At 58.0% G+C, this 12,334-nt stretch carries 11 protein-coding genes; 8 read left to right on the top strand and 3 right to left on the bottom strand.

Features of this window, described 5'->3' with window-relative positions; genetic code table 11:
* Positions 1–152 precede the first annotated feature (152 nt).
* On the bottom strand, positions 153–1,607 hold the full coding sequence (gene thiI, locus AC4ANK_RS27680) for a tRNA uracil 4-sulfurtransferase ThiI (protein ID WP_002555715.1): 1,455 nt from the start codon (positions 1,605–1,607) through the stop codon (positions 153–155).
* Positions 1,608–1,942: 335 nt separating this feature from the next.
* On the opposite strand from thiI, the gene glnA reads away from it, so the two are divergent.
* From glnA to AC4ANK_RS27640, 8 genes are all read left to right on the top strand, one after another.
* Positions 1,943–3,349, top strand: a complete 1,407-nt coding sequence (gene glnA / locus AC4ANK_RS27675; RefSeq protein WP_002555716.1) for a glutamate--ammonia ligase — start codon at positions 1,943–1,945, stop codon at positions 3,347–3,349.
* Between the two features lie 164 nt (positions 3,350–3,513).
* Complete coding sequence (locus AC4ANK_RS27670) at positions 3,514–4,071, top strand: chorismate mutase (RefSeq protein ID WP_002555717.1); 558 nt, start codon at positions 3,514–3,516, stop codon at positions 4,069–4,071.
* 78 nt (positions 4,072–4,149) lie between these two features.
* Entirely contained in the window at positions 4,150–4,692 is a 543-nt protein-coding gene (locus AC4ANK_RS27665; protein WP_002555718.1) for a DUF4124 domain-containing protein, read from the top strand.
* Between the two features lie 11 nt (positions 4,693–4,703).
* On the top strand, positions 4,704–5,321 hold the full coding sequence (locus AC4ANK_RS27660) for a DUF4124 domain-containing protein (protein ID WP_005733882.1): 618 nt from the start codon (positions 4,704–4,706) through the stop codon (positions 5,319–5,321).
* 283 nt (positions 5,322–5,604) lie between these two features.
* Entirely contained in the window at positions 5,605–6,690 is a 1,086-nt protein-coding gene (glnL, locus tag AC4ANK_RS27655) for a nitrogen regulation protein NR(II) (protein WP_002555720.1), read from the top strand.
* Positions 6,687–8,123, top strand: coding sequence for a nitrogen regulation protein NR(I) (ntrC, locus tag AC4ANK_RS27650; RefSeq protein WP_002555721.1), 1,437 nt, complete (start codon positions 6,687–6,689; stop codon positions 8,121–8,123). The genes glnL and ntrC overlap by 4 nt, the downstream gene beginning before the upstream one ends.
* A 94-nt stretch (positions 8,124–8,217) precedes the next feature.
* A complete protein-coding gene (locus AC4ANK_RS27645; RefSeq protein ID WP_002555722.1) occupies positions 8,218–10,011 on the top strand; it encodes an amidase in 1,794 nt (597 codons plus the stop codon).
* A complete protein-coding gene (locus AC4ANK_RS27640; RefSeq protein WP_002555723.1) occupies positions 10,008–10,190 on the top strand; it encodes a hypothetical protein in 183 nt (60 codons plus the stop codon). Before AC4ANK_RS27645 ends, AC4ANK_RS27640 begins: the two co-directional genes overlap by 4 nt.
* Here AC4ANK_RS27640 and mgrA read toward each other — a convergent pair.
* Positions 10,156–11,193, bottom strand: a complete 1,038-nt coding sequence (gene mgrA, locus AC4ANK_RS27635) for an L-glyceraldehyde 3-phosphate reductase (RefSeq protein ID WP_002555724.1) — start codon at positions 11,191–11,193, stop codon at positions 10,156–10,158. The two genes, AC4ANK_RS27640 and mgrA, sit on opposite strands and share 35 nt — an antisense overlap.
* Positions 11,194–11,275: 82 nt before the next feature.
* Positions 11,276–12,211 carry a sulfonate ABC transporter substrate-binding protein gene (locus tag AC4ANK_RS27630; protein ID WP_002555725.1) on the bottom strand — a complete coding sequence of 312 codons (936 nt, stop codon included), beginning with the start codon at positions 12,209–12,211 and terminating at the stop codon, positions 11,276–11,278.
* Positions 12,212–12,334 lie beyond the last annotated feature (123 nt).

The raw sequence follows: 12,334 nt of genomic DNA, 5'->3' as shown, positions 1-12,334 counted from the left end.
AGAGGATTCGGTCTGCTGACTGTTTATAAGGCAGCGATTAACTATTTTATAAGGCAGCGATTAACTATTTCGAGTCGGCAAAAGCCGTTACGGCATGACGACTGGTGTCGGGGGGCCGGTGACGCAAGCCACAGGCAAACAGCCCCGGGCACTTAGCTCGGTCGATAAACGCGCACATTGGCATGCCCCTCACTGAGCAAATGGTGAGCATGCAGGCGACTCATGACGCCTTTGTCGCAATACAAAAGGTACTGGCGCGTGTCATCCAGTGCCTTGAAACGGCTGTTCAATGCGTAGAACGGCAACGTCTGTATCTCCACGCCAGGCACTTGCAGCGGCTGGTCCTCCTGGGCATCCGGGTGACGGATGTCGATGATGACCTGACCGGCCAGCGCCTGGCTGACTTCTTCTATGTCGACATTGCGGCTCAGATCGTCGATCACCCGATCGATCGAAATCAGCTTCGCGCGTTCAAGCGCTTGCTCGAGAATCGCCATGTCGAACTGTTTTTCTTCGTACTCAACGCGATTTCGCTTGGCGTTGGTCTTCGGGTTGACCGAAATCACCCCGCAATACTCAGGCATGTGGCGGGCAAAGTCGGCAGTGCCTATTTCAGTCGCCAGGTCCACGATGTCTTGCTTGTGGCTCGCGACCAGCGGTCGCAGGACCAGCTTGTCTGTAGCCGCGTCGATCAGCGACAGGTTTGGCAGCGTCTGGCTGGCAACCTGTGAAATCGCTTCGCCAGTTACCAGCACGTCGATTTCGAGACGATCAGCCACGGCGGATGCAGCGCGTAACATCATACGCTTCAAAACTACACCCATATGACTGTTATCGACTTTCTGCAGAATTTCTCCGAGAACTTCCTCGAATGGCACGCTGACAAACAGCACCCGCTGCGAACTGCCGTACTTCTTCCAGATAAAGTGAGCGACTTCCATCACGCCCAGTTCATGGGCTCTTCCGCCCAGATTGAAGAAGCAGAAGTGCGCCATAAGGCCGCGGCGCATGATCTGGTAGGCCGCAACGGTCGAATCGAAACCGCCGGACATCAATACCAGGGTCTGCTCCAGCGCACCCAGCGGGTAGCCGCCCATGCCCTGGTGCTGGTCATGAACGACAAACAACCGTTGGTCGCGAATTTCCATCCGTACGACAAGATCGGGCTTTTTCAGCTCGATTCCGGCAGCACCGCATTGCATGCGCAACTTGCTACCGACGTATTTCTCGACATCCATCGAGCTGAAATCGTGGCGACCGGCGCGCTTGCAACGCACTGAAAACATCTTGCCGGGCAGCAGGTCGGCGTAGTGCAGTTTGCACTTGGCAACGATGTCATCCATGTCGCCCAACGGGTACTCGGCCACCTGCAGAAAGTTGGCAATGCCGGGCATGCAACTTAGCCGGTCCCTGATGCCCTGAAGCACTTTGGGGTCGGTCTGGCGGGTCTCCACCTCAAGGTTGTCCCATACGCCACCCACGACAATGTCCGCGTCCATTTCACGGAGCACGGTACGAATGTTCTTGCCCAGTTGCCGGATGAATTTCTTGCGCACCGGCGGGCTTTTAATGGTGATTTCTGGAAAAACTTTAACGATTAGTTTCATGGAAACAGCGCGTGAGGTGCCGACTGAAAAAGGGGGGCGCGGATTATAGCGGAAATTGCTCAACGTTTAACCAGTTATCGTATACCCGATCATCAGCGCACCAAAAAGAGTCGACGCACCAAACTGCAGCGCCATAACGGTGCGTACTTTTCTCGGCAGACGCGTTTAAATCCCCTGAAAGCCTGCTTTTGAAGCAAAAAACCCAACACGGGGCACTGGCATGCAAATTGCTCCCTTGTGAGGCAGGTTGCCTTGGCAGAATATTCGCGCCGGCATCACCCAAATTCAAGGGACCCAGCCTATAGAAGGCGGTTCTTAGCCACCCGGAGGACACCATGTCGAAGTCGGTTCAACTCATCAAAGATCATGACGTTAAGTGGATTGATCTGCGCTTCACGGACACTAAAGGTACGCAGCACCACGTGACCATGCCAGCTCGCGATGCGCTGGAAGATGACTTCTTCGAAGTCGGCAAGATGTTCGACGGCTCCTCCATCTCTGGCTGGAAAGGCATCGAAGCTTCCGACATGATTTTGCTGCCGGACGACGAAACCGCTGTTCTGGACCCGTTCACCGAAGAACCGACCCTGATCCTGGTGTGCGACATCATCGAACCGTCGACCATGCAAGGTTACGATCGTGACCCACGCGCCATCGCTCGTCGCGCCGAGGAATACCTGAAGTCCACTGGTATCGGTGACACCGTATTCGCAGGCCCTGAGCCAGAATTCTTCATCTTCGACGAGGTGAAATTCAAGTCCGACATCTCGGGTTCCATGTTCAAGATCTTCTCTGAACAAGGTTCGTGGATGTCCGATCAGGACGTGGAAGGCGGCAACAAAGGCCACCGCCCAGGCGTCAAAGGCGGTTACTTCCCGGTTCCGCCGTTTGACCATGACCACGAAATCCGTACCGCCATGTGCAACGCTCTGGAAGAAATGGGCCAGACCGTTGAAGTTCACCACCACGAAGTGGCGACCGCTGGCCAGAACGAAATCGGCGTGAAATTCAACACGCTGGTTAAAAAGGCTGACGAAGTTCAGACCCTGAAATACGTTGTTCACAACGTTGCTGACGCTTACGGCCGCACCGCGACCTTCATGCCAAAGCCTCTGTACGGTGATAACGGTTCAGGCATGCACGTGCACATGTCCATCGCCAAAGATGGCAAGAACACCTTCGCAGGTGAAGGCTATGCCGGTCTGTCCGACCTTGCTCTGTACTTCATCGGCGGCATCATCAAGCACGGCAAGGCGCTGAACGGCTTCACCAACCCGTCCACCAACTCGTACAAGCGTCTGGTTCCAGGCTTCGAAGCACCGGTCATGCTGGCCTACTCGGCGCGTAACCGTTCCGCTTCGATCCGTATTCCTTACGTCAACAGCCCACGCGGCCGCCGTATCGAAGCACGCTTCCCGGATCCTTCGGCCAACCCGTACCTGGCCTTCGCGGCTCTGTTGATGGCTGGCCTGGACGGCATCCAGAACAAGATCCACCCTGGCGACGCAGCTGACAAGAACCTGTATGACCTGCCGCCTGAAGAGGCCAAAGAGATCCCACAAGTTTGCGGCAGCTTGAAAGAGGCGCTGGAAGAACTGGACAAGGGCCGTGCGTTCCTGACCAAAGGCGGCGTATTCAGCGACGACTTCATCGACGCTTACATCGCACTGAAAAGCGAAGAAGAAATCCGCGTTCGTACCTTCGTACACCCACTGGAATACGAGCTGTACTACAGCTGCTGATACAGACGCGCCAGCGTTGATGGCGTAACAAGAGACCTCCTTCGGGAGGTCTTTTTTTTGCCTGGATTTTGTGGCGTGAAGTTTTATTCACCCCGCAAGACTGGCCCTGATCCGGCAACTTGGCGTTAAATCTGCGTCTCATCAACAACTCGAGATGGACCGCCATGCGCCTGCTTCTGGCCTCTTCCCTGCTGACCCTGACGTGCATGTCTTCCTGCTTCGCCTTCGCCGCCGAGCAGAAGCCCTCTGCTATCGAGCCGCTGTTGCAAGCCATCAGCGAGCGCCTGACCATTGCGGATCAGGTTGCCCTGAGCAAATGGGACAGTGGCAAAGCGGTCGAGGACCCGCCGCGCGAGCTGCAAGTCATCAGCGCAGCGCAGGCCCGCGCTGCCGAGTTCAAGCTGAACCCCGATGATGTTCAACGTCTGTTCCGCGCCCAGATCGAAGCCAATAAACAGGTGCAGAACGCCCTGCTCGCCCAGTGGCACGCGGCAGGCAAAGCGCCCGACACGGTCAGACTCAGCCTGGTCGATGACATCCGTCCGAAGCTGGATCGCCTGCAAACCCAACTGCTCCAGGCCTACGCGGACTTCCAGCCACTGCGCAAGGCGGAAACCTGCCAGATGCAACTGGATGCGGCGCTGAAGCGTTATCAGACCGACCCGATTCACGATCAGGCGCTGGTACTGGCCACTGCCGACCTTTGTCCTGCGAAACTCTGACACATCAGGCGGATAGCGCAGCATAGGGCGATGTGTTCTATGCTGACGGCCAATTGTGCCATTGCTGTCGAGAGTCCCATGCGTCAAAGTCTGATTTGCCTGCTGCTGTTGATCAGCCTGCCCGCGCTGGCGCAGATCTATAAGTACACCGATGCGAACGGTAACACCGCGTTCAGCAACCAGCCGCCCAACGGGGCCAAGACCGAAGTGGTCGAGTTGCCGCCACTCAACAGCATAGAAACGCAGACGCCTTCCAGACCGGTCGTCAACAGTGCGCCGCAACCGGCCCCGGCACAACCTCAGCCACAATCACAGCCACAGACGGCCTATGACGTGCTGGAACTGACAGACCTGCCAGCCGATGAAGCATTACGTGCCAACAACGGCACGTTCATCATAGGCGTGAAGATTCAGCCACGCCTGCAACAGAACCATCGCCTGCAATTGCTGCTGGACGGCAATCTGTATGGGCAGCCCTCCAACCTGCCGCGCTTTCAGGTGGTCAACATCGATCGTGGCGAGCACAGCTTCGCGGTAGTGGTGAAAGACGGCGAGCGGATCATTCAGCAGAGCGAGACCATTACGCTGACCATTCAACGCGTGCACCTCGGCAAACCATGAACAGACACAGAATGCACAGCGCGCTGATCTGCTTGCTGCTGCTGATAGCGCTGCCAGCCGCTGCCGACGTCTATACCTACATCGACGCGCAAGGCAATCGGGTGTTTACCGACCAGCCGCGCAAGAACGCCACACGCGTTGATATTCCACCCAGCAACAACATGACCGGCACCCCGCCGACCCGAACCCTGAAAGCGCACCCCGCCAAACCCGCAGTGCAGCCGATGTTTCATTATCAACTGCTGAGAATTCTGGTGCCCGAGCCGGACGCCACGCTGGTCAATCCCAGTGGCGATCTGATCGTTACCGTCACCAGCGAACCGGTTTTACAGCCGGGTCACAGCTACCGGCTATTGCTGGATGGCGTTGCCGTCGGCGAGGCCGGACGCAGCCCTGTCTTCCCGCTGAGCAATGTGGATCGGGGCACGCATCAATTATCGGTAGAGATTTTCGACGAACTTGGCCGTGTCCTGGAAAAAACGCCGAACCAGCCGTTTCACGTGCAGCGCATTTCACTCGCGCAAAAGCGCGCGACTCATCCCTGCAAGGAGGGTGACTACGGAGTGCGCCCGGAATGTCCGCTCAAGGACAAGCCCGAGCCTAAAAGCAGCATCCTGCCTTTCTTCTGATCCTCGACAACGCAGAAGCACCTTTTTGGTGCGCCACCTGCACACCTGCGCAACAATACAGTCCAATTTGGTTCAGGAACGCACTGAAAGTAGCGCCGTATGCGGGCACTCGCTCGAAAAACGGCTCGACTTTGCAGATAAAGCGCTTCTTTTCGGAGCCTTGGTTTGGTTTTTGCAACTTCACTGAGACAGCACCGTATTGGTGGCCTTGCTCCTGCTGGCGCAGACCAACCAGCACCAGCATTGCGCAACTGCAATGTGCCAAAAGAGGTCAACACGATTCATGACTATCAGCGACGCGCTGCACAGACTGTTACTGGATAACCTGACCACTGCCACCATTCTGCTCAACGCCGACCTGCGACTTGAGTACATGAACCCGGCAGCGGAAATGCTGCTCGCCATCAGCGGGCAGCGCAGCCATGGGCAATTCATCAGCGAGCTGTTCACCGAGTCGGCTGAGGCACTGAGTTCGCTGCGTCAGGCAGTGGAACAGGCTCATCCTTTCACCAAGCGCGAAGCGATGCTCACCGCACTGACCGGTCAGACACTGACTGTCGACTATGCCGTGACGCCGATCCTCAGCAAGGGCGATACCCTGCTGCTGCTTGAAGTGCACCCACGTGACAGGCTGCTGCGCATTACCAAGGAAGAGGCCCAGTTGTCCAAGCAGGAAACCACCAAGATGCTGGTGCGTGGCCTGGCTCACGAAATAAAGAATCCGCTGGGCGGCATTCGCGGCGCCGCACAGCTGCTGGCCCGCGAGCTGCCTGAAGAAAGCCTCAAGGATTACACCAACGTGATCATCGAAGAGGCCGATCGTCTGCGTAATCTGGTCGACCGCATGCTCGGTTCCAACAAGCTGCCGTCGCTGGCGATGACCAACGTGCACGAAGTGCTTGAACGAGTGTGCAGCCTGGTCGAGGCCGAAAGTCAGGGCTGCATCACGCTGGTGCGCGACTATGACCCAAGCATTCCCGACGTCTTGATCGACCGCGAGCAAATGATCCAGGCCGTGCTCAATATCGTGCGCAACGCCATGCAGGCCATCAGCGGCCAGAACGAGCTGCGCCTGGGACGAATCACCCTGCGCACCCGCGCCATGCGTCAGTTCACTATCGGCCACGTTCGCCATCGGCTGGTCAGCAAGATCGAAATCATCGACAACGGCCCCGGTATTCCGGCCGAACTTCAGGAAACCATTTTTTACCCGATGGTCAGTGGCCGCCCGGATGGCACAGGGCTAGGTCTTGCCATTACCCAGAACATCATCAGCCAGCACCAGGGCCTGATCGAGTGTGACAGCCATCCCGGCCACACCACGTTCTCGATCTTCCTGCCGCTGGAACAAGGAGCAGCTTCGACATGAGCCGTAGTGAAACTGTCTGGATCGTAGACGACGATCGTTCTATCCGCTGGGTACTGGAAAAGGCCTTGCAACAGGAAGGCATGACCACGCAGAGCTTCGACAGCGCCGACGGGGTGATGAGCCGTCTGGCCCGTCAGCAGCCGGACGTGATCATTTCCGACATCCGCATGCCCGGTGCCAGTGGTCTGGACCTGCTGGCGCGGATTCGCGAGCAGCATCCACGTCTGCCGGTGATCATCATGACCGCCCATTCAGATCTGGACAGCGCCGTGGCGTCTTATCAGGGTGGCGCTTTCGAGTACCTGCCCAAGCCGTTCGACGTCGATGAAGCCGTCTCGCTGGTCAAACGCGCCAATCAGCACGCCCAGGAACAGCAAGGCTTGGACGTCGCACCGACCCTGACCCGCACCCCTGAAATCATTGGCGAAGCGCCAGCGATGCAGGAAGTATTTCGCGCTATCGGGCGCCTGAGCCACTCCAACATCACTGTTCTGATTAACGGTGAGTCGGGGACCGGTAAAGAGTTGGTCGCTCATGCACTGCACCGCCACAGCCCGCGTTCGGCCTCGCCGTTCATTGCACTGAACATGGCGGCGATTCCCAAGGACTTGATGGAGTCAGAGCTGTTCGGCCACGAAAAAGGCGCATTCACCGGCGCGGCCAACCTGCGTCGCGGTCGTTTTGAACAGGCCGACGGCGGCACACTGTTTCTCGATGAAATCGGCGATATGCCAGCCGACACCCAGACCCGTCTGCTGCGCGTGCTGGCCGATGGCGAGTTCTACCGGGTAGGCGGGCACACGCCGGTCAAGGTCGATGTGCGGATCATTGCCGCGACACACCAGAACCTGGAAACCCTGGTACAGGCCGGCAAGTTCCGTGAGGACTTGTTCCATCGCCTGAACGTGATCCGTATCCACATTCCGCGCATGTCGGACCGCCGCGAGGACATCCCGACCCTGGCCAAGCACTTCCTCAGCCGTGCGGCTCAGGAACTGGCAGTCGAACCCAAGCTGCTCAAGGCCGAGACCGAGGAATACCTCAAGCATCTGCCGTGGCCTGGCAACGTGCGACAGCTGGAAAACACTTGCCGCTGGATCACGGTCATGGCCTCGGGCCGTGAAGTGCACATCAGCGATCTGCCACCAGAACTGCTGAGCCTGCCGCAGGACGCAGCACCGGTCACCAACTGGGAACAGGCGCTGCGTCAGTGGGCCGACCAGGCGTTGTCTCGCGGTCAGTCCAGCCTGTTGGACAGCGCTGTGCCGACTTTCGAGCGGATCATGATCGAAACCGCCCTCAAGCACACCGCCGGCCGCCGCCGCGACGCCGCCGTGCTGCTGGGCTGGGGCCGCAACACCTTGACCCGCAAGATCAAGGAACTGGGCATGAAGGTCGATGGCGGGGATGACGACGAGGCTGACGAGGGCTGAGCCGTCTCAGGCACTGTCATTTCTGACAGTTACCCGCCCGTTAATGATTAGCTTCTTTTGACTCCACTCAAGGAGTCATAAGGAGCTGATCAATATGGAAAATAAATTACTCGGCGAACCTGACGCCCGACAGCACGCCAATAATTTACGTTTGCTTGCAGCACTGCCGCATGGTGCCAGCATTGAAAAACGCGAGCGGATTGTTGACTACGACATCGTCGAACTCGCCGCACTGCTGCGCGAGGGCAATCCTGAAAAGCTGACCTCTGAACAACTGTTCATGGCGTACTGGAACCGCATCCTTCAGTTCAATGGCCCGGAAGAAACCTACGGCAATAACGGCAAATACAACGCTTTTGTGCGGCTGGAAGATTTCTCGACACTGTTGAAGCAGGCAATACTCGCCGATCAATGGCTGACCACTCCAGACGATGAACGCGGTCCGGCACCTCCGCTGTGCGGAATCCCCTTCGGCATAAAAGACTCCTTCGCCCTCCAGGGCCTTGAAAGCAAAAACGGCACTCAGGCTTTTTCCGGCAACCTGGCATTACGTGATGCAACATGCGTAGCCCGGCTAAGGGCTCAGGGCGCAATCATTATCGGTCATACCATCTGCTCCGAACTCTCGACCCATACGGTCGGCCAGTTTGCTGGGAATGCGTGGGACCCTACACGTACGCCAGGCGGGTCCAGTCAGGGCTCGGGGGTCGCTCCGGTGGCGCGTCTGTGCGCCGCAGCGCTGGGCGAAGAGACGGCCGGCTCGATTATCATTCCTGCCGCAGCCAATGGTGCCAGCGCAATAAAACCATCGCTGGGGCTGGTGTCTGGCGCTGGCGTGATGCCACTGCGAAGCGGTTGGGATGTGGTCGGCCCCATGGCCCGTTCGATTCGCGATGCGTCGCTGATACTGTCCATCATTGCCGGCCCTGATGGAGAAAACGACCCGCAAAGCTTGTCGGCCCCATCGATAGGCGAGCAGCTTTGCATTACCCCTACCCCCGGCTCTGTTCCTCTGGAAGGGCTGACCATAGGCATTCCGCAGACGGACTGGATGTCTTCGCCAGGCCAACCACCTGCGCAGTCTTACGATCAGGACTACGGCGCTGCCTTCATCAGGTTCAAAGATCAGCTTGTAGCGCTGGGTGCCAAGGTCATCGACTTTCCTTGGCTGGATGCTGAAATCCTTGAAAACATTCCTTACTCCTCGCCAGAACCCATTCATGACCTGCTGAACAGTGATGGCAGCATTCTGATGAGCGTCAACGCTCAAGCCGTTACCAGTTACGCCAACCAACTGGAAACCCGGCACTGGTCGGCCGTGCGCGATTTTGCAGACTTGCTGGAGAATCAAGACCACAGAGACTATTTGCTACAAAGACATCCGGAGTCCTTCGATCAGGCTGCCTCACTCATTCCAGTGGGGATCAGACTTGAAGCGGAGAACAGACGTCGTCAACAACAGGGAGGTTTTGAAAAGGTACTGAATGACTATCAGATTGACTTCATGATGGTGCTACCGCTCGGAGCTCACATCGGCGAGCGGGCAGGCGCACTGGCGAAGACACTCCCGGTACAGCGTATGTACTTCGATATGCCCAACGCGCTGGCCTGGCCCATGCTGACACTGCCCATCGGTCATGGCGCGACAGGCGTGCCAAAGCAATTACCCATTACGGCGGCGTTCTGGGGCAGGCGCTTCAGTGAACCAATGCTCGTGCAGGCCGCCATCGACTTTCAGACGCACTATCCCGAGTATCACACCAAGGCGCCGCCAGACCCGGATTTCGCCCCGGCCGCAGCGTTTCATCTCTGGACACTGGACGAGATTCCATCGCAGTACTCAGCCGACCCATTGATCATTGCCGAGGGCAGAAGGAAAAAATCATGAGGACCTCCTTCTTCGTTATCCAGTGGAAGCCACTGAACAACCCGGCATTGCTGCCGGTGCAGGCGAGTGAGCCGCCAAGCGCATTTTTCAACGTGCGATGGCGGCCCACGCAGGGCCTGACTTATTACCCGGAAACGGCTGTGCTTACTCAGCCAGTGACGGCTTTTCCCACAGGTTGATTCCGCCTTCTACCGCAAAGCTGTCGATCTCGGCCAGTTCTTCCGGGCTGAACGCCAGGTTCTTCAGTGCGCCGACGTTTTCGACAATCTGCTCGGGACGGCTCGCACCGATCAGCGCTGACGTCACGCGCGGGTCACGCAGCGTCCAGGCCAGGGCCATTTGTGCCAGGCTCTGACCACGACGCTGGGCGATTTCGTTGAGCGCACGCACGTGGGCGATGTTCTGCTCGGACAGGTGCGAAGCCTGTAACGAGCCGCCGCCCGGACGATTGACCCGCGCATCCTTGGGCACGCCGTTCAGGTACTTGTCCGACAGCAGCCCTTGGGCCAGCGCAGTAAACGCGATCACGCCAGCGCCCAGCTCTTCAGTCGCGTCGAGCAGGTCTTTCTCGACCCAGCGGTTGAGCAGGTTGTAGGCCGGCTGGTGAATCAGCAACGGCACTTTCCACTCTTTGAGCAGCGCCGCTATTTCGCGGGTCTTGGCCCCGGAATACGACGAGATGCCGATATACAACGCCTTGCCCTGCTGCACTGCCGTAGCCAGCGCGCTGGCGGTTTCTTCCAGCGGGGTGTCCGGATCGAAGCGGTGCGAGTAGAAAATATCGACGTAATCCAGGCCCATGCGCTGCAGGCTCTGATCGAGGCTGGCAAGCACGTATTTACGCGAACCACCGCCCTGCCCGTACGGCCCTGGCCACATGTCCCAGCCAGCCTTGCTGGAGATGATCAGTTCATCGCGGTAGTGCTTGAAGTCTTCGCGCAGCAGGCGACCGAAGTTGATCTCGGCGCTGCCGTAGGGCGGGCCATAGTTGTTGGCCAGGTCGAAATGGTTGATGCCCAGATCGAACGCTGTGCGCAGCATGGCGCGCTGAGTGTCGATCGGCGTGCTGTCACCGAAGTTGTGCCACAGGCCGAGCGACAGCGCCGGAAGCACCAGCCCGCTGCGGCCGGTACGGCGATAAGGCATGTCGTTGTAACGATTTTCGGCAGCGATGTAAGTCATTGAATCCTCTCTTGTCTGGGGGATATTCGAGGCGTCTTGCGGTGCGTTGGCGAGCCAGAAGCGTCTGCTCGCCGCGCAAGAATCATGGCTTTTGCCAGACCACCTGCTGGATATCGACCCGCTTGGGTATCAGGTGGTTGTCGTAAAACAGATCGGCGGTCGCCTGCTGCGCACGCACGATCTCTGCTGTGATCGGCAGGCTGGGTGATTCAGGTCGATGATCAAGATACTGAGTGATGACCGCTTCGGACAAGCCCATGCTGCGCGCCAGGATCTGAATGCTTTCGTTGCGTTGCGAGCGAGTCAGCCCATCGGCCACCGTCAGTTCGTCGAGAACCTGCTGCACAAACGCCGCATTTTTCTCGGCAAAAGCCCGGCGTGCGGTATAGAACGGCCCGGACAGTCCAAGCCCTTCGCCATTGGCCAGCAGGCGGCTATGGCCTTCGTTCAGGGCGATGGAGTAGTACGGGTCCCAGATTGCCCAGGCATCGACACTGCCGTTTTCAAAGGCGGCGCGGGCATCGGCGGGGGTCAGGTAAATCGGCTGAACATCCTTGAACGTCAACCCTGCCTTGTTCAACAAGCGCAACACCACGTTATGCGAGCTGGAGCCTTTCTGAAGTGCGACCTTGCGGCCTTTCAGCTCTGCCACGCTGTGCAGCGGGCTTTCGTTGCGCACCAGTATGGTTTCCGCCTCTGGCTTGGCCGGTTCTGCGCCGATGTAGACCAGGTCTGCCCCGGCAACCTGAGCAAAGATCGGCGGAATGTCACCGGTAGAGGCAATGTCCAGACTGCCGATATTCAGTGCTTCAAGCATCTGCGGCCCGGCCGGGAATTCGATCCATTTGACTTTTGTAGCAGCAAAGCGCTTCTCCAGAAGGCCATGTTCCTTGGCCAGCACCAGCGTGATCGAGCCCTTCTGATAGCCAATGCGCAGAGTGCCAAGTTCGTCGGCAAAGGCTGTGTTGAGCAAACCGCTGAAAGCCAGAATGGCGGCGATAAACGTGAATGGTTTCATGGGGGATCCCTTAATTCTGTATAAAAATCTGCCTTTGATTCTGGCCGAAGGCCGTGGGAGCGAACTTGTTCGCGAAAGGGCCGGTACAAGCACTGAAAATTCATCGTCTGAAATACCGTCTTC

This window comes from Pseudomonas sp. Pmew2 (assembly GCF_058129885.1).
Note: the sequence above shows the minus strand (reverse complement) of the source record. Positions and strands in the feature narration are given on the sequence as shown.